13 protein-coding genes and 1 tRNA gene are annotated in these 18,116 nt (G+C 46.0%); 6 read left to right on the top strand and 8 right to left on the bottom strand.

Annotated elements, in window-relative coordinates:
• Positions 1 to 44: 44 nt before the first annotated feature.
• Positions 45 to 524, bottom strand: coding sequence for a carboxymuconolactone decarboxylase family protein (locus tag ACVLVH_RS13190; RefSeq protein ID WP_192412464.1), 480 nt, complete (start codon positions 522 to 524; stop codon positions 45 to 47).
• A 110-nt stretch (positions 525 to 634) separates the two neighbouring features.
• Here ACVLVH_RS13190 and pdxR point away from each other — a divergent pair, with 110 nt between their 5' ends.
• Positions 635 to 2,011, top strand: coding sequence for a MocR-like pyridoxine biosynthesis transcription factor PdxR (pdxR, locus tag ACVLVH_RS13185; protein WP_192412463.1), 1,377 nt, complete (start codon positions 635 to 637; stop codon positions 2,009 to 2,011).
• Positions 2,012 to 2,056: 45 nt separating this feature from the next.
• On the opposite strand, the gene ACVLVH_RS13180 is transcribed toward pdxR, so the two are convergent.
• Complete coding sequence (locus ACVLVH_RS13180) at positions 2,057 to 2,566, bottom strand: YjjA family protein (RefSeq protein ID WP_101762213.1); 510 nt, start codon at positions 2,564 to 2,566, stop codon at positions 2,057 to 2,059.
• Between the two features lie 273 nt (positions 2,567 to 2,839).
• On the opposite strand from ACVLVH_RS13180, the gene ACVLVH_RS13175 reads away from it, so the two are divergent.
• The 5 genes from ACVLVH_RS13175 (at position 2,840) to ACVLVH_RS13155 (ending at position 6,914) form a co-directional block, all read left to right on the top strand.
• A tRNA-Leu gene (locus tag ACVLVH_RS13175) sits at positions 2,840 to 2,924 on the top strand.
• Between the two features lie 198 nt (positions 2,925 to 3,122).
• Complete coding sequence (locus tag ACVLVH_RS13170; RefSeq protein WP_001218317.1) at positions 3,123 to 4,370, top strand: tyrosine-type recombinase/integrase; 1,248 nt, start codon at positions 3,123 to 3,125, stop codon at positions 4,368 to 4,370.
• A gap of 262 nt (positions 4,371 to 4,632) precedes the next feature.
• A complete protein-coding gene (locus ACVLVH_RS13165; protein WP_001003202.1) occupies positions 4,633 to 4,821 on the top strand; it encodes a hypothetical protein in 189 nt (62 codons plus the stop codon).
• A 16-nt stretch (positions 4,822 to 4,837) separates the two neighbouring features.
• A complete protein-coding gene (locus tag ACVLVH_RS13160) occupies positions 4,838 to 5,440 on the top strand; it encodes a restriction endonuclease subunit S (protein WP_000549027.1) in 603 nt (200 codons plus the stop codon).
• Positions 5,433 to 6,914, top strand: coding sequence for an N-6 DNA methylase (locus ACVLVH_RS13155; protein ID WP_021554925.1), 1,482 nt, complete (start codon positions 5,433 to 5,435; stop codon positions 6,912 to 6,914). Before ACVLVH_RS13160 ends, ACVLVH_RS13155 begins: the two co-directional genes overlap by 8 nt.
• 45 nt (positions 6,915 to 6,959) lie before the next feature.
• On the opposite strand, the gene ACVLVH_RS13150 is transcribed toward ACVLVH_RS13155, so the two are convergent.
• Genes ACVLVH_RS13150 through ACVLVH_RS13125 form a run of 6 tightly spaced genes read right to left on the bottom strand, consistent with a single transcriptional unit; the run spans position 6,960 to position 18,026 of the window.
• Positions 6,960 to 7,673: a M48 family metallopeptidase gene (locus ACVLVH_RS13150; RefSeq protein WP_099543368.1), complete on the bottom strand. Its 714-nt coding sequence runs from the start codon at positions 7,671 to 7,673 to the stop codon at positions 6,960 to 6,962.
• Complete coding sequence (locus tag ACVLVH_RS13145) at positions 7,673 to 10,768, bottom strand: type I restriction endonuclease subunit R (protein ID WP_498949511.1); 3,096 nt, start codon at positions 10,766 to 10,768, stop codon at positions 7,673 to 7,675. Before ACVLVH_RS13145 ends, ACVLVH_RS13150 begins: the two co-directional genes overlap by 1 nt.
• Positions 10,765 to 12,795, bottom strand: a complete 2,031-nt coding sequence (locus tag ACVLVH_RS13140) for a DUF262 domain-containing protein (protein WP_099543365.1) — start codon at positions 12,793 to 12,795, stop codon at positions 10,765 to 10,767. Before ACVLVH_RS13140 ends, ACVLVH_RS13145 begins: the two co-directional genes overlap by 4 nt.
• Positions 12,788 to 14,221, bottom strand: a complete 1,434-nt coding sequence (locus ACVLVH_RS13135) for a DUF262 domain-containing protein (RefSeq protein WP_498949509.1) — start codon at positions 14,219 to 14,221, stop codon at positions 12,788 to 12,790. Before ACVLVH_RS13135 ends, ACVLVH_RS13140 begins: the two co-directional genes overlap by 8 nt.
• Positions 14,218 to 15,567 carry a restriction endonuclease subunit S gene (locus ACVLVH_RS13130; RefSeq protein WP_498949508.1) on the bottom strand — a complete coding sequence of 450 codons (1,350 nt, stop codon included), beginning with the start codon at positions 15,565 to 15,567 and terminating at the stop codon, positions 14,218 to 14,220. Before ACVLVH_RS13130 ends, ACVLVH_RS13135 begins: the two co-directional genes overlap by 4 nt.
• On the bottom strand, positions 15,564 to 18,026 hold the full coding sequence (locus ACVLVH_RS13125) for a type I restriction-modification system subunit M (protein ID WP_099543360.1): 2,463 nt from the start codon (positions 18,024 to 18,026) through the stop codon (positions 15,564 to 15,566). Before ACVLVH_RS13125 ends, ACVLVH_RS13130 begins: the two co-directional genes overlap by 4 nt.
• Between the last annotated feature and the right edge of the window lie 90 nt (positions 18,027 to 18,116).

The raw sequence follows: 18,116 nt of genomic DNA, 5'->3' as shown, positions 1-18,116 counted from the left end.
ATGAACATGGTGCCGCCAGCAGCATGAGCGACTGGCGGTAAAAATTAACGTAAATCAGCACGATCCAACCCATAAGCGCTGTCCAGTGCACCCGGCGTCATCTGCGATAGCACCATCAGGCGATTCCAGGTGTTGATCACCGCGATACAGAACGTCAGCTCGCTGGTCTCCACTTCGGAGAAGTGCGCGCGCACCTCGCTGTACAGCGCTTCGTCGATGCCGTGATCGCCCAGACGCGTCAGCGCTTCGGTCAGCGCCAGCGCCGCTTTCTCTTTGACGGTGAACAGCGGGGATTCGCGCCAGATCGCCACATGATGCAGACGCAGCTCGCGCTCGCCGTGCAGTTTGGCCTCTTTCACATGCATGTCGACGCAGAACGCGCATTGATTGAGCTGCGAGGCGCGCAGATCGACCAGATGCTTCAGTGAGGTTTCTAATGAAACGTTACTGACGTTCATGGAGAGATCGGACATGGCTTTGACCAGTGTCGGAACGGTTTTGAAGTGGTTAACGCGTGCAGTCATGTTTTTATCCTCAGGTCAGTCGTTTTTCAATGCGAAGGTGATGCGGGCATCTTAAACTTCCATGTCTGAGTGAAAAGGGTCAAAAAACGTAAAAACAGGTAGGGCATGGCGTGGGTTATAAAGAGATTTATGCGCGATATCGCCAGCAGATTCTTGCAGGGCAGCTGAAGCCGGGCGACCGCGTACCGGCGATCCGTACGCTGGCGAGTGAGTTGCAAGTGGCGCGAAAAACGGTGGAAGCCGCTTATGAAATCCTGATCGGCGAAGGCTATTTTGTCAGTCAGGGCGCGAAGGGCACGCGCGTTAATCCTGAACTGATTCTGCCGGAAACAACCGGGAAAACGGCAGTGCCTGCGCCGCCAGTGAGCGCGTTAACCCAGCGTGAGAGCAAAGGCGAGCTGCGGCTTGGCATCCCGGCGCTGGATGCGTTTCCGCACAAAAAATGGCTGCTGATTTCCGGCAAAGCGGCGCGCAGCCTGCGCGCCGATGAGATGATTTTGCCGCCGGTCATGGGTTATCAGCCGCTGCGGGAAGCCATCGCCAGCTACCTGAATATTTCGCGTGGGCTTAACTGCCAGCCGGAACAGATTTTCATCACCAGCGGCTATCGCGCCAACCTGCGACTGATTCTGGCGGTGCTGGCGCAGCCAAGCGACAAGGTGTTGTTTGAAGATCCCGGCTATTTCTTCGGGCAAAAACTGCTGAAGCGCATCGCGCCGAATCTGCATTACGTGCCGGTCGATCGGCAAGGCATGGATGTGGATTATCTGCTGCGCTATCACGCCGATGCGCGTTTCGCCATCGTCACGCCTACGCATCACAGCCCGCTGGCGGTAACCTTATCGCTGCCGCGCAAACATCAACTGCTGGAGTGGGCACAGCACAATGACAGCTGGATTATTGAAGATGATTACGACGGCGAGTTTCACTACACGCGCAAAGTGATTCCGGCGCTGAAAAGCCTGGATGTGCACGATCGGGTGATTTACACCGGCACCTTCAGCAAAACCATGATGCCGGCGATGCGCGTGGGTTATCTGGTGATGCCGAAAGAGACCATCGCGCGCTTCAGCGAGTTGGGGGAAATTCTTGAAACCGGTATGTCGCTGCTGCCGCAAAAGATTCTGGCGCAGTTCCTGAGCGAAGGGCATTTCTATCGCCACATCAAAAAGATGCGCACGCTTTATCAGCAGCGACGCCGCATGATGCTGGATGCCTTGCAGGCATGTTTCCCGGATGTGTTTGATTTTGAACTGACGGATGGCGGCATGCACATTGTCGCCTTCCTGCCGCGCGGCACGCAGGACACGGCGCTGGCGGAGATTTGGCAGCGGCATCAGCTGCGCGTATTGCCGCTTTCTGGCTGGTATATGCAGACACAGAAACGCTATGGCCTGGTGATTGGCTATACCAACATTCGGTCGCTGGACCAGGCGCGGGAGTTGTTGCAGAGAACGGTGCTGGAGACGCGAGCGTTACTGGACTAAAGAAAAGGCGCGAGGGACAGCTCGCGCCTTGATATCGGCGCGTCCTTACATGCCGATATATTTTTTGCCTTGCTTCAGAACCACATCGCAGGCTTTGGTTTTCAGCTTCTCACCCATCGGCGAGTTGCTCAGACTTTGCAAATTCAGTTGCTGACCGTTGCCAGTGTTAAGCAAGCCTTGCAAACCCTGCTGGTAATCGGTTTTCTGCTCTTGCGCGGTGGTGCTGTTCAGGCCGAGTTTGCTCAGCACCTGATCTTTTACCGACTTCACGTTGTTATCCACCACGTTGTGCTGCACGCAGTAGGACATCACGCCTGCGGCGTTGGTCATGCTGTTGGAACTCACCGCTTTATCGCCGCCGTTGAGCAGGCCGGTAAGCGATGAGAGCGACATGCCGCCATTCTGCGTGGTGCTGGTGTTGCTGGTGCTGTTGTTTTGCTGTGACAGCTGCGATGCCGCGCTGCTCAGCTGATCCTGCCAGCTTGCTGCAGATGCGCTCCCCGCAACCATGGCTGCCGCGATGCCCCATCCCCAAATCATGCGTTGTACTTTCATCTCAACCTCGTTGTCTTTTATGTTCTGACTGCGTCAGTTTTGGTTAAGAGAGGTTTGAATTCGGAAAGTTCCAGTTAACCGGGCTGATTGGGGAAAATTGGGAGCGTTCTGGATTTAGGTTTTTGGGATTCGTTTGATGGGATCGATGTTATAACAAGCAGTTATCCGCGAAATGCTGTTTTTTTCAACGCTTAGCGCACATCCCTAACGATTCCGGTTGCGCACGCTGTTCGTAACGGTATAATCGCCAACGTTTTCCGCATCCTCTTCAGTGCCGAAGTGGCGAAATCGGTAGACGCAGTTGATTCAAAATCAACCGTAGAGATACGTGCCGGTTCGAGTCCGGCCTTCGGCACCATCGGAACATCAATAGACGTCAACGGACGTCTTTTTTTGTGCCTGAAATCCAGTATCCGCAAGGCTTTCCTCGCGTTTTCACTCAACCTAAGTCAACCTGATTCAATCTACATCAACTTACTGATGCGGGTACAACTGCGGGTATATCCCGGTTCGATAATGTTTGTACCCACACAGAACCCTTGAAAGGATACTCATCATGGCTCTGAGTGATGTGAAAGTTCGTTCGGCTAAGCCTGAAGCAAAAGCCTATAAACTTACTGACGGCGACGGCATGGTTTTGCTGGTTCACCCTAACGGCTCCAAATATTGGCGGTTGCGTTATCGCTTTGGTGGTAAAGAGAAGATGCTGGCACTAGGGAAGTATCCTGAAGTTTCGTTAGCTGATGCTCGATCGCGGCGAGACGAAGCGCGTAAGCTCTTAGCTAATGGCGTCGATCCCAGTGAGAACAAGAAAGCCGTTAAGGTAGAGCAGGAACAAGAGGCTATAACGTTTGAGGTGGTCGCCAGAGACTGGCATGCCAGCAATCAAAAGTGGTCGGCATCGCATAGTGCTCGTGTATTGAAAAGCCTGGAAGATAATCTCTTCGCTGCTATCGGTAAGCGGAACATTGCTGAATTGAAGACACGGGATCTGCTTGTGCCCATTAAGGCTGTGGAATCATCCGGACGACTCGAAGTCGCCGCCCGTTTGCAACAGCGAACTACCGCGATTATGCGCTTTGCTGTGCAGAGTGGTTTAATCGACTACAACCCTGCACAAGAAATTGCCGGTGCGGTTGCTACGGCAAAAAGACAGCATCGTGCTGCCCTGGAGCTTAACCGCATTCCTGAATTGCTTTACCGCATCGATCACTATTCCGGAAGGCCATTAACCCGATTTGCTGTCGAACTCATGTTGTTGGTTTTCATCCGTTCAAGCGAGCTGCGTTTTGCCCGTTGGACAGAAGTGGATTTTGAAACGGCTATGTGGACGATCCCTGGTGAGCGTGAACCGCTGGAAGGTGTAAAGCATTCTCAGCGTGGTTCAAAGATGCGAACTCCCCATCTTGTTCCCTTGTCACGACAAGCCTTAGCCATTCTGGAAAAGATCAAAAGCATGAATGGGAACCGAGAGCTGATTTTCGTGGGCGATCACGATCCGCGTAAACCCATGAGTGAGAACACGGTTAATAAGGCGCTGCGGGTGATGGGCTACGATACAAAAACGGAAGTCTGTGGACATGGCTTCAGGACCATGGCGTGTAGTTCTTTGATTGAATCGGGATTGTGGTCGAGGGATGCGGTAGAAAGGCAGATGAGCCATCAGGAGCGTAGCTCTGTTAGGGCTGCCTACATCCATAAAGCGGAACATCTGGGGGAGCGCAGGTTGATGTTGCAGTGGTGGGCGGATTATCTGGATGCGAATCGGGAAATAGGGGTAAGTCCGTTTGATTTTGGAAAGTAACACCTAAATATTTTTCTATCATGAATTCGCAAGATAAATGAGAATAATCATGATGTTAGTGAGCCCATGATGCATAGCGGCAATGACATCGTGAAAAAGTAGTACGACGCTACTATTGCATAAATTCTCTGTAACCTGTTATAGTCTTCTCACTGACCTAGTACGACGCTACTACCTAGGTAAGAGAGGGAGTAAATAGCAGTTGCCGCTGCTATTTACCCGAAACATTCTGATTAAAACCGCTCTGAGAGGCTCTAACAAAATGAACGAGAAAAAATATCAATCCCTGCGTAAAAAGTCAATAAGTAAGGGGGGGAATATGGCTTGTATTGTTATGCTGGTACACGCGCTCTCCTTTTCCTCATTGCAGATGGATTTAGATGTACGTGTGGGGGATGTGAATTGGAAACACTCGATTGTGCTTAAAACTACTGGAGGAAAGGGAGAGTAATCTCCCTAACTTACTTATGCATAAAATTGTTACATTAGAGAGTGTTGCTGAGATCCGCTTAGGGATGCCCTTTAAATCGGCAATACAAGATGCTGGTGAGCAAGGCTCCTGTTATCTTATCCAGACGAAAGATATTGGACTTGACGGCATTTTAGATCTAGGTGCTTTAACCTCTGTTATCCCAGAGGGTAATCCTGAGAAGCATTATCTTTTCCCTAATGATATTTTATTACGTCTGCGGGGGCCTGTGTTTTCTGCTGGGATTATCGAAGGAAATTTAGGCAAACCAATCATTACGTCCAATCAGTTAGCAGTAATTAGATGTAATGATAATCTAATACTGCCACATTATTTACATTGGTATATAAACTCTACTTCTGGAAGTAAACATATTCGCAGTTTGAGTGAAGGTACGAGTATTAGTAAACTTAATTCAAAAACAGTTTCTAAAATGACTGTTAAACTCCCAAATTTGGGGGTTCAAGAAAAGATTGGTTCTATTAATAGAAACTGGAATAAACAAAAAACAGTTTATAATTCACTAATACAAAATGGTGATATGCTCTTTGATGGTATATGTGAAAGTATCATTAATAGCGAGGAGTTAGAAAATGAGTGAGATGAAGGCGCTTCATGAATCACTTTTACTTGCTTGTGATTTGTTTAGAGGGAAAGTTGACTCATCTTCTTATAAAGATTATATATTTTCAATGTTATTGCTGAAATATATTTCTGATGTTAAGGCTGACTATGAATATGATTTAATTAATGAAGAATATTCTGGGTTGTTAGAGATTGTTTCTCGAGTACCAGAGGATGCGAGCTTTTATAAAATATATCATGAGGCTAAGAATCATGGTGATTATATTGGAGAGAGGATTGACGACTCGCTGAAATTAATTGATCAGGCTATTGATTCGGTCTGTCAAAGTAGAGGTGGTTATTTATTTGAGTCTATACAATTTGCGACGGTTAATTTTGGTGCAAGATCAGCGAGAGATCGAATGCTTGTTAATTTACTCGCTATTTTTGCACGTCCTGAAATGAATTTTGGTTATATTCAAGGTGGTAATGAAAAGATAAAAGTAGCATGTAGATATCTTTTGGAAAAGATTGCATCTGACTCGGCGATGAGGGGTGGAGATTTTTATACTCCAGAAGGTATTTCGTTACTATTTGCAGAGTTATTGCAGCCTAAGGATGGAGATAGTATTTGTGATCCTACTTGTGGATCTGGTTCTCTTTTAATTACCCTAGGGGAAAAAATAAAAAAATCCTTTAAAAGCAATAACTATACCTTGTTTGGTCAAGAGGCTAATAGATCCAGTTGGGCCTTGGCTAAAATGAATATGATTATCCATAACGAAATTAATAGTCGGATAGAATGGGGGGATGTAATATCTAACCCTCAGCTTCTGGATACAGATAATAGATTGATACAGTTTGATGTAGTTGCATCTAACCCTCCATTCAATATTATCGGTTGGAATCATGATGATTTAATACATAATGATTATGGTCGTTTTAATTTAGGTTTTCCACCTCAGTCTAAGGGTGATTATGCCTTTATTTTGCACATGATTTCAACACTTAAAAGTGCAACTGGTAGAATGGCCATACTGGTATCTCACGGGGTATTGTTCCGTGGAGGTCAAGAGGAGAGTATAAGGAAAAATTTAGTTAGTGAAGGGTTGTTAGATGCGGTAATAGGTCTACCAGATAGGTTGCTTCTTGGTACAGGGATACCATGCGCTATTTTGATCTTCAGGAGAGATAAAAAACATTCTAATGTTGTGTTCATCGACGCATCTGATTTGGCTAAACCCGTAAAGGGGCGCAATTTAATAACAAATGAAATCATTGAGAAGGTATCAGAATGCTACTTTGAAAGAAGTAGTATCAGTAATTTTTCATATGTTGCTTCTTTTGATGAAATACAAGAAAATGATTTTAATTTAAATATATCTCGGTATGTTAAGAAGCATGAAGAGCAGGCTTTTGTTGATCTTGAGAGCTTACGTCAACAGCGTGAGGAACTACTATCAACATTGCATGAATTAGAAAGAGAAATGAAAGATTTTATTGATAATTGATGGAGATGGTTGATGCAATAGTATCAACCATTTTCTGATTAAATTTCAATATCCCCAGTAATTATAAGCCAAGGGCATCTTATTCAACTTAGCTCTGTGTTCGCGCCAGTTAGGTAGGTACATGTTCATCAGGCCGATAAAGCGCTCGTTATGTTTGCGTTCGTGCAAATGAACGAGTTCGTGAACCGCAATGAATTCAAGGCATTCAGGAGGCTTTTTAACCAGTTCCAGATTGATCCAGATACGTGCGGTTTGGGGGTTACAGCTACCCCATTTAGTCTTCATTCGCTTGATGCCAACAAAACTGGCTTCAGCCTTTACCTCTTGCTGCCATTTTGCCATTAACTTAGGCAGTCTTTGTTTTAAAATACCGCGATACCACTGGTTAAGAACCGCTTCCCGCTGGGCCGTATCATAATGTGGAGGTACTTTCATGCGTATCCAGCCACCCTGTAGTTTCACTTCAGCGGGCTTATCCACTAACACTACATCCAGCCGATACCCTCTTCCCCAAAGATAGTGTGTTTCGCCACTACACATTTCTCGTTCACTCTGGCGCGGCTGAGCCTGAAATTGTGCTTGCTGCTGTCGAATCCATACCAGCCTTCTGACAACAGCCATCCTGATAGCTGTGTCTGACAGTGAGACGGGAGCCGATACTCTTACTCGGCCATCCGGAGGAAGTACGCTGATATGCAAGTTTTTGATTGGCTTACGCTGTAAATCAAGAGTGAGCTCACCAAATGTAACCAATGGCATCAGCGGTACTCCTTCTGTGCCTTCACCAGGGCCATTACATCGGCGACCGTCACTGAATAACCTTTGATCTCTTCAGCGATAGCGAAACTAATCTCGCGTTCTTTAAAACGATCCCCATACCAGTCGGCCTTTTTGGTGTGACGCACTGCAGTATCTATCTTTATCACCAAGACTTCATCCTGCCCGAGGTTGTCATACAACGCTTTCTTAGCGAGAGTATCAATGCTTGCTGGATAAGTACTTTTACTTCCAGATTGCGGATGTTTTACCTGCTTTGCAAGTTCGCGTACCTGTTCCAGGTACTCCTGATAGGAGATAGCCTGTTGACGACGAAGGGCGATCAGTTCATCAAGCAATACCGACATTTTTTCGTAGTATTTCGGGTTGACGGGGTTTTCATCAACAATAGTTCTGCGAACGTTATTTTCAATCGCTTCAGCCATGGCCTCCTGGTTGCCACGCATGTCGGCTGGAAGTCCATCCAGTGCTTCTTCTCCGCGTTCAATAATTAACTCAAGCAGTCCTAGTTCCTCAAAATCCATAAGGGTTTCACTAGGATCGGCATCCACCCAAAGATCCATCATCTGCCGCATCCCTGGCTCGAATTGCTTCATGTCCACGAAATCGCCACTGGCTATTTTGATTTCATCGCGGACTTTTGTGTAAAACTCAACATCGATGCGGATTTGAGCTGCCTGCTGCTCGCTATAACCAGCATCTGTTAGTTCACCTGCCAGATTGGTAAAAGCACGGATAAGCTTCGCCACGGATTGATACAATGTTAGACGTAAAGCTTCTTTCTCAGATAACTGCTCTATCGACGCCCCTGATTCCCCACAAAAATAATGCTGATAGTCAAGTTGATTGCGTGGCATTTTTACTGGTTCGCAAAGGGTGCGAACGGCATCCAGAGCACCATCAAGATCGATTTTGGCTTGTTGCAAACGATCTTTCAGTAAACCGGCTACATCTTCTTTGTCGTAGCCGTCAAAGGCTTCTGCGGTGTAGTCCTGCACTGTTTTTTCCAATGAGCGGAAAAGGTCTTTATAGTCGACAATATAGCCGTATTCTTTATCTTCACCATCCAACCGGTTAACGCGACATATCGCCTGGAAAAGGTTGTGATCGGCCATTTTCTTATCGATATAGAGGTATGTGGCTGACGGAGCATCAAAGCCAGTCAATAACTTATCAACGACTATCAGAAGGCGCATCTGGCCTGGTTCTTTGATGAAGCGTTGTTTGACCTCTTTTTCGAAATCACTCACTCGTTTGGCTGCTTCAGCCTCAGGTTGTTCAAAATACTCCGCAAGCATTTTGCGATAGATGTTGTACTTGGCCAGTTTCTCAGTCAGTCCTTCGCCGCTCTCCTCACCTTTAATCTCACTGGCATTTGGCTGGTAGCTCGTCACAATCGCACATTTACCGGCAAAACCAGCTTCACTAAACATCTCATAGCATTTGCAGGCTTGATAGACACTGGAACAAACCAGCATGGCGTTACCTCGGCCGTCGGCTAGTCGTGGTTTTTGTTCAAAATCTAGAAGGATGTCAGCTACAATCTGTTCCAGACGCGAGCGGCTCGACAACAACTTCTGCATCGAAGCCCATTTCTGCTTGAGTTGCTGTTGGCCAAGGCGAGAAAGTTTAGATGTCTTAGCATCAAACCACTGGTCGACTTTTTTCTGAGATTTGACCCGCTGATCGATGTCACGAGCTTCGTAGCGCAGGTCCAGTACAACCCCATCATTGACTGCTTCATCAAATTTATAAGTGTGGATGTAAGGCCCGAAGACCTCCACTGACTTCTTCTTATCTTTCTTCATCAGCGGGGTACCGGTGAAACCGATAAATTGTGCATCTGGCAAAATGCTTGTCATTGCCGAATGCAATTTGCCGGATTGGGTTCGGTGGCACTCATCCACAAACACGAATAATTTTCCCTTCGGGCTAAAATCTGCAGGGATATTTCGTTTCATTTGTTCGATAAAATCGTCCGTGTCAGCGTCTTTGTCATCCTCCTCCTGACGACCAAATTTATGTACTAGCGAACATATAAGCCAGGGTTTAGTTTGATTCAGACGAGTCACCAGATCTGCGCCGCTTCTGGTGCGAAGGATCTCTTCTTCCACACCGTTAAACACTTTCTCGATCTGCTCATCGAGTTCTGTTCGGTCAGTAATGATTAAAACTCTGCTGTCGGTAACATTTTCTCTAATCCACTTTGCCAGCCAAACCATTGTCAGACTTTTACCGCTGCCCTGGGTATGCCAGATAATCCCGCCTTCATTGCGTTGAATAAACGGTTTCGTTGCAGTGACGCCAAAATATTGGTTATGACGGCAGGTTTTTTTCACTCCAGCATCGAAAACGATAAAATCGTGGATCAATTCCAGCAGGCGCTGTTTATTGCATATCTGAGCCAGGTGACGATCAAGCATGTAGGCGTGGGGGGATTCAGCGGCTTCTTTCCATTGAAGGTAATATTTCTCCGGCGTTTCAATTACACCATAGCGAAGCCCTTCTAAATCATTGCCGGCCATCACCAGTTGGATGGTAGTGAAGAAGTTGCGGATGAATGCTTTTTGCTGATTATCGAGGTTTTGGCGGATGCCCTCTGAGACTGACACTGTAGAGCGTTTTAGCTCAATGACACCAAGCGCAATACCGTTGACATACAGCACTAAATCCGGGCGCTTTTTATTTTCGCCGTTATAGGTTACTTCTTCAGCTATAGCAAAGTCATTGGCATCTGGATTTTCCCAGTCGACCAACCACACTGTTTGATTCTGCTCACCTGCACCTTCTTTATCCTTTACGCCGTAGCGCAGAAGGCGATACACCTCTTTGTTTGCATCATAGAGGATACGACCTTCACCGAGGCTTGCGGCTCGATCCAGCTGCCGTAATGCTCGGGCGATTAGGACTTCTGAAACGCCGCGTTTTGTTAACCAGGCAGAGACTAAACCGGGTTCAATGTTCCGGTTGTCTTCTCGTTTATGCCAGTTACCAAGATAGTGATAACCGAGATGTTCGGTGAATAACTGGATAACACGTTTTTGTGTCATGCGTTCACGTTGACCAACACTGTTCATAACACCTCCCTAAATACGCTATCACTACCACCGGCACTGCTTAACACTGCCAGCATTTCCGCTTCGTGAGTGGCGATTTCCTCTTCCCCCCACTTATTGTTCTTTTTCATCAACTCGACCATGGCGAGCAGTTTCAGGCTATCTATTTCATTCCGTTCAAGACTCGCTTCGAAGTGCTCTTGCTTTTGTTTTGGCTGGAAATTACTCAGTCGCGAATTCTTGCTGTGGCTAATAAGGCAGAGGTTGCCGAAGGAGTGCAACGATGTATCTGGTAATGTCTTGTAGCTATCCATGGGGTGTTGAGGATAGAAATGCTCTACCGAACTTCGGAAGGTAAATTCAAAACGTTTGACTACCTCTGTTTTATTTCTGTCACGACACCAGAGTAAGTAGTCTAAGTAATTGAATATCAAGTTGTTTGCTATCATCCCAAAGCGCATCTTCTTCTTAATCTTGTCCGACAGTACCACAGGTTGGAGATGTAGCTCTTTACCGTAGATAATCTCAAAATATGATTTTGGTTCTTGTTCTGCCAGGAAGTTTTGAAAGACAAACGAGGAGGCGAGATGCTCCAGATACCCGAGGTACTTCCTTGCATCTATCTGGCTTACAGCGGAATGGGCATTAAACAGATAGAACAAAGCCCCATTCAACCAGTGTTTGTAAACCAGAGTAGGGGTTGAAACGTGGAATGCGGAAAGCAGCATCAAAATCTGTCGGTTGATGCTGGTATTGTTACCCTCATCTTCATTAAACGTATTGGTATAACTTGTACTCTTCTCCGAATACCAACGCAGGCGCTTCAAACTCCAGCCATCGCTACCTTTGGCGAACTCTCGTTTTATCACGAACTGATCAAAAAGATATTTGCATTTGAGAAGTGCAAAGACGAAATCCTGTACTGCTTTAACCGGGTTATTCTGCTTTAATAACCGAAGTTCGAACTGTTCTATTAATTGTTTGTCGTCAAGCGGAACATCTACTCTGTTCTTACCTGTGTTGCTGCAAACACGCAACACATGGAGCAGGAAGTTGGAGAAGTTGATAACACTATTAAAACGCTCTGAGCTACCTTCATCTTCTTCACTTCTATCACCACTTACGATTAAAGATGACTTGATAATGTCAGCCAGTGTGCGGTTTGTTTGGTTCACTCTTGTGCCAAGCTCAGAAGCCGATGGGATAAGCAAATCAGCCAGGGAATTAAAATTAGTGGGCACAAATTCCCCCCAATTTTCCTGGCCAAATAACTGATGACGTTCGGTAGGTGTAAAACCGTACTGGACATAACGTTCCATGTTAGAGCAAGCATCCCAAACTCGTGAGAGGGTACTAAGGCTGCTTTGTCGATCTTGCTGGTCCGTTATCTTGTTGAGTGCAGCCATAAGTCGCGCTTTCACCACTTCATGCTTTTCAAGTTGCTCGCCACGGTTATTCATCACCTCAAAAAAATGGTTGAGGTCGGTATCGGCAGGCACTTCTATTCGGGCAATTTGTACATGGTCGAAAAGGTAAGTACAAAAATGGTTTAATGACTCACCAACTAGCTTCAAGTCGCGCAACACCTTGCCTATCAGCTCATAGCCATTGATCAACCCTTCGTTAAATTCCTTGCTTCGAAGCTTATGTGGTTCCACGCCTTGCCAGAGGCGGGCAAAGGTCTCACTGGATTTTGGTCTACTCTCGAACCCTAGGTTAATACCTTGGTACCAGTTCATATCCAGCGAGGATTTAGTGTGTTTTTTTAACCAGTTAGCAAGAAGGGATAGGGTAGTGAAACGCTGCTGTCCGTCGATTATCTCTGACTGCCCATCAGGGCGAGTGAACACGACCAAAGTACCGATGTAGTAAGTTTGAGGGAGAGGGCTATGCAGGCTTTTTTGCTGGTAGTCGAGTATGTCCTGCACAAGTTGAGTGATCTCACCTTCTCCCCAGGCATAGTTACGCTGGTACATGGGGATAAGATAACGAGATGCATCACCCAGTAATGATCTGACCGTAAAGGATGTTACCTTTGCATCACTCATAGTAGTTCATCTCCTTGAACAGCCTCACCAGCTCGTCTTGCTCATGGTTACCGGTACGGCGGTTATTATTATTTTCTGAAGCCCGAATTGTGAGTAATGGTATAGATAGCACATCACCAGGTACTCTGGCTTCTTTGATTATTCGGAACAGATTATTTTCCAGTACGTACTTATCCATAGTCGCTAGCTGTACCACTTGCTGCCGAATTCGGCATCTGTAGGCCCAGATAAAGCTTTTTTCAATTGCTGCAGATAACGACTGCCCGCCAAATTTGTCGATATAAAAGATCAGAGCACAATCAAACATGGTGCGTATATATTGATCTCCAGTTCGATAGCGATTTCTATAGCAATTTAACGTTATGAGTATCTCAGCTGCCATTTCATCAAGAACCACGCCCTGAATCATTAACGGCTTTTGAGTATGAGTGCTGGCATGCTCACTGGCGATAATTGCCGATACCAGTTGCTGGTAGTATTCCGCCATTTCGAAAAAGCGTCTTCCATTGATAATCATCTGATCGAGATGGAAAGGGAAACGCATTTTCTGGCCATCAATCTTGCGCTGGTATTGATTGTTATAGTCATCCACAAAATGGTGAGCCATACGCAAAGATTCCACATAAGGAAACTGACCAATCTGATCAAGGTTGATCCCTTTGAATAGGCCGACTTCATTCTTACCAAAGAAACGCGCTGAATTTCCCTGCGACCACTGACGTACCCTGTAGAGATAAGATGCGAAAAGATTAGCCAGGTCATCACTAGGTAATCCTTCCCAATGGGCAACGGATACAGCTTTTAATTCTACCTCATGGCTGGCGAATTCACGTAGATGGAAGGCTTTAAGCAGATCGTGAGGATCCAGATCCCGCCCACGGGCATTTTGTGAGTCGAAGAACTGAAAGGCTTCAGAAAGGTCAGTCAGCACAAAGACCACCAACTGGCAGCGGTTGAGGAGAAAATCAATATGTTGCTCGCTGAATTCTCGATGGCTAACCCTACGTTTTAGCTCCTGATAATTCTGGTACAGATTGTATTCCGATACCTGACTGACAAAGCGTTGCCGTCCCATAAAACCTTCAACGGAGGGCTTTAGATGGGTTAGCGTTTCCTGTAAATCCTGACGTTCCAACTCAGCAAATCGGGTTTCGATAATGGCCCATACTGCCAGCATTAGTGTCAACGTTCGTTGCTGACCATCGACGATATCCAGTCTATGTTCTTCATTACTCTCAGGCTGATGAAACACTACTGAGCCCAAGCGGTAGGCCGATTTATCGAGATGACTGTTTATGTCCGCCAACAGTTCGCTGATATTTTTCACCGTCCATTTATAAGGTCGTTGATAGGCTGGAATTGCTATGTCGGTCAAGTTAAGAAGACCCTTGACCGACAGTACTGTCTTATCAAGGGCATGTTTCATAGCTGCTGGTCCAAAGGTAAACGGATACGTCCGGTCAGCAATTGTTGCATCATTCCTTGTTTTATATCGCGGACCTTGGCTAGTTTTTTTTCTAATGTAACGAGTTCAGCGTCCATATCTGAGAGGACGGTGGCTATGGCGGTTTGTTCTTCCTGCTTTGATGGTATAAGAACAAGAGTTTCGTTAATTAAATCGGTATTCAAGTTCATTTGAGATCCCGTTTGTCCTTGATTTCCCCACTTATCCTCCAGATTTTTTAAAACGTAATACATGTAATCTTGGTCGACAGATAATCCATTAAACACTACGAAACCATCGTGAATACAAAGATCTTTTTTAGTAATAATTGGTTTTCCGACAGTAGCACAGATACTCATAACCAAGTTATCAACTGGTACAAACCGGCTATGTGCAATACCCAATTCAGATAGGCTTTGGGTCGTATTAGTGAGGTACTTTTTTGTTTTAGATACATCAGAAATTCGAAGCCACCCGACTGATGAATTTCTATCAAACCAAATTGGGCTATCAATTGGTCTAGGTGATGCGCCTCGCTGGATTTTAGCCAGAGATCCTAGTTTGTCACATTCCCAATCTTCCGGGATTAGCCCCAACTCGCTGGTCTTATAATTTTTGAGTGTACCATCAGGATGTTTGGAAAATAGTGGTAGGCGAGTATGACCAGTCAGCAGTTGCTGCATGGTGGCAGCTTTGATGGCTCGTTTTTTAACGATTAATTTCTCAATTTCGGTAATTAGATCATCGGTATTGGATAGCACATTACCAATGGCGATCTGTTCTTTTAGCGAACTTGGTAGGGCAAGAGAAAAATTTCTTAATGTTGCTATTGTTATTTCTTGGAGAGCCGAGCCGTTCATAGATGCGAGGAGTCGGTCTGCTGAATCCTTACAGGACAAATATTGCTTTATATATCTTGAATCATACGAACTCTTTGGCGAAATTAACGCCACCCCTCTCGTGAGATTTGCACCTTGAGTATATTTATCAACAATAGCTATCTCGCCGACCTTACCTCGAAGGGGAATTAAAATATCATCCTTCTGAAGTACTGTTCTACGATAAGAAGCACTAATTTTTTCTGATGTTGTTATTAGGTTATCAGTTTGGATTTTTCCGTTTGATATATCGACAACTCTAATGCAGGGGACACCATTAACTACAGAAGGACCCGTTTGTACGATTCCATAGGAGATAGGTCTTTTAGGTTCAGTAATCATTGATAACGGCTCAACAGCCCAATCCTTGGGAATTACACCCACTTCCGTAAGTTTAAATCCTGCATGAATTGGTTTGTCGGTATGCATTTTACTCTGATTCTCCATCATACCCACTCCAGCCCCATCATCTTCAGATGAGCTGCAACTCTTGACTCTAGTTCAGTAACATTTTGAGTAAGAACGGGCAAAGATACGCTATAGCGCTCTTCCAGTTCTTTGACTCGTTTGGCCAACCGCTGTGTGACACGCTCAATCTCCGCTTCCAGAGCACTAGTCAGACTTGCTTTCCATTTATCCTGTACCACCAGAATTTTTATTTCGTTATCAGTGAGCTTTGGATAATAAGCGAATACAGCAAGATCCAGTTTTTCCTCTGCTTCTTTATGCGCTTTTTTGGCTTTGGTTTCAGAATCAAACAATGCCTGAGCAGATTTCAGTACTGCCTTTTCTTCTTTATCAGTGGCAACTTTAAGTCGTGCCTTAACGCTGGCAGCAGTCACTTTCTCTTTGTCGTTCATTGCGTCAGCAAGTAACCCATCTTCACCGCTGTTTTCTTCAAGGAAGCTTTCAAGTGTTTGAGCAGCTTCATCATAAGCGACCTGAAGTCGCTCAAGTTCCAGCTTCTCAGTAGTAAAATAGCGGGCCACTAAAAATTCTGGAGGCAACAGCTCAGCCTTATATTTTTTCTTGCCTATTACTAGATCCGGTGTTTCTTTTATTTTTTCGCCCTTTTCGACAATAAGCTCACGAAGCACTTTGCCCGCCTGCCAGCCATCTTGACTCAGAACATAAACATCGTCCTGCATCACTTCCATCCAGTAATCCATTAGTAACTGATAGATAGCATAGTTTTCGAGCAGTGGAGTATCTGTCATGACTTCTGAAGCATAAGCCGCGAGGAGCCGCTCGCCAATTTCTTCAATCAGCTGTTTCGGTGAGTCACCACGAGCAATTTCTTCAAGCTGACAGCCTGCAAACCACTTTTCGAAGGGTAAAAGTGCCCCAGCTCTGAAAGCGGCAAATTCCGGGTGTGCCAAGATAGTGGTCTTTACTTCACTTGCTTCGACTCGTGCATTGCTGTAATCAGGCCGGGCAGGTTCGAACAGTTCCTGACGTAAAGTCGGGAAAATTTTCCAGTAAACACTAAGAGCATCGATATCACGATCAGGGATGCCACCAGCCAAATGACCAGAAAGGTCGTGCAGGTCTTCAGGATTGCTGCTGTCGATATAGCGAGGGATATTGAGGTTGAAGTCGTTGGCCGCAATTTCTGACAGCGGGACCATGCGACTGAAGCGGGGGATTTCCTGCTCACGATTAAACGCATCGACGATTTTGTGAATGTCTTGGGCGCGTAGGCGGTTTTTATTGCCGTCTTTAATAAAGCCCTTACTGGCATCGATCATAAAGATGCCTTGCTGACTCTCTCCATTAGTATTGAAAGCTCGGAGCTGGGCATCTTCTTTATCGATGACAATAATGCATGCCGGGATACCCGTGCCGTAGAACAAGTTAGCGGGCAGGCCAATGATGCCTTTGATGTAACCCTGCTTGAGCAGATTTTCACGAATACGTGCTTCGGCATTGCCCCGGAACAGAACGCCGTGAGGTAAGATCACAGCACCTTTGCCGGTACTTTTCAGGCTCTTGATGATGTGCAACAGGAAAGCATAATCACCATTCTTTTCTGGTGGTGTACCCCAGACAAAACGGTCAAAAGTATCGTTCGCAGCATCCAGCCCGCTGGTCCAGTTTTTGTTGGAAAAAGGAGGGTTGGCTACCGCGAAGTCAAAAGTTTTCAGATTATCGTTGCTATCTTTCCAGTGCGGATCGGCCAGAGTGTTACCTTTCCAGATTTTAGCAGTGGCGTTGTCATGTAGGATCATGTTCATGCGGGCCAGTGCGCTGGTCGCATAATCCATCTCTTGTCCATAGATGGTTAGCCCCTTGGGGCCTGCTTCGTCACTGGCTTTCAACAACAGTGAGCCTGAACCACAGGTGGGATCATAAACGGTAGCATCCTGTGGTGTCTGCTTGCTGATGCCAATAACTTTCGCCAGAATGCGTGACACCTCTGCAGGAGTGTAAAACTGCCCTTTGGATTTACCTGACTCTGTAGCAAAGTGACGCATCAAATATTCATAGGCATCACCCAGCAGATCGTCCCCGTCAACACGGTTGGCTGAGAGATCCAACCCTTCGAAGATTGCCACCAGCTTGGAAAGGCGGTCGATCATCTCCTTGCCTTTACCCAGCTTGTCTTCATCATTAAAGTCAGCGATGTCTATAACACCTTTCAGGTCGTTAGCCTCAGCCAGTAATCTGATGGTTTTGTTAATTTTTTCGCCAATTTCTTTGTTGCCCTTGAGAGCAATCATATCGTCGAAACTTGCACCTTCCGGCACTTCAATCATCGCGTAAGGGTTGCCCTTAGCTTTGTCGGAGACGTACTTCATAAACAGTAGGGTCAACACATAGTCTTTGTACTGTGAAGCATCCATTCCGCCACGCAACTCGTCGCAGCTCGCCCAAAGGGAGGAGTAAAGTTCGTTCTTCTTGATAGCCATATGGTGTCCGGTGAAAACAATGCATGTAACGCGGCAAAGAGGTGACGATACAATCGTCCAAATAGTTTCTGCCCCGTAAGAATTTACGAG

The sequence above is a fragment of the Kluyvera sp. 1366 genome, from assembly GCF_054823405.1.
Note: the sequence above shows the minus strand (reverse complement) of the source record. Positions and strands in the feature narration are given on the sequence as shown.

What these genes read in the sequence shown, in the direction of transcription:
- ACVLVH_RS13150 (WP_099543368.1), bottom strand. Translation starts at nt 7,673, where the DNA reads ATGCCATTGGTTACATTTGGTGAGCTCACTCTTGATTTACAGCGTAAG.
- ACVLVH_RS13140 (WP_099543365.1), bottom strand. Translation starts at nt 12,795, where the DNA reads ATGAGTGATGCAAAGGTAACATCCTTTACGGTCAGATCATTACTGGGT.
- ACVLVH_RS13170 (WP_001218317.1), top strand. Translation starts at nt 3,123, where the DNA reads ATGGCTCTGAGTGATGTGAAAGTTCGTTCGGCTAAGCCTGAAGCAAAA.
- ACVLVH_RS13190 (WP_192412464.1), bottom strand. Translation starts at nt 524, where the DNA reads ATGACTGCACGCGTTAACCACTTCAAAACCGTTCCGACACTGGTCAAA.
- ACVLVH_RS13180 (WP_101762213.1), bottom strand. Translation starts at nt 2,566, where the DNA reads ATGAAAGTACAACGCATGATTTGGGGATGGGGCATCGCGGCAGCCATG.
- ACVLVH_RS13160 (WP_000549027.1), top strand. Translation starts at nt 4,838, where the DNA reads ATGCATAAAATTGTTACATTAGAGAGTGTTGCTGAGATCCGCTTAGGG.
- ACVLVH_RS13145 (WP_498949511.1), bottom strand. Translation starts at nt 10,768, where the DNA reads ATGAACAGTGTTGGTCAACGTGAACGCATGACACAAAAACGTGTTATC.
- ACVLVH_RS13155 (WP_021554925.1), top strand. Translation starts at nt 5,433, where the DNA reads ATGAGTGAGATGAAGGCGCTTCATGAATCACTTTTACTTGCTTGTGAT.
- ACVLVH_RS13165 (WP_001003202.1), top strand. Translation starts at nt 4,633, where the DNA reads ATGAACGAGAAAAAATATCAATCCCTGCGTAAAAAGTCAATAAGTAAG.
- ACVLVH_RS13130 (WP_498949508.1), bottom strand. Translation starts at nt 15,567, where the DNA reads ATGATGGAGAATCAGAGTAAAATGCATACCGACAAACCAATTCATGCA.
- ACVLVH_RS13125 (WP_099543360.1), bottom strand. Translation starts at nt 18,026, where the DNA reads ATGGCTATCAAGAAGAACGAACTTTACTCCTCCCTTTGGGCGAGCTGC.
- ACVLVH_RS13135 (WP_498949509.1), bottom strand. Translation starts at nt 14,221, where the DNA reads ATGAAACATGCCCTTGATAAGACAGTACTGTCGGTCAAGGGTCTTCTT.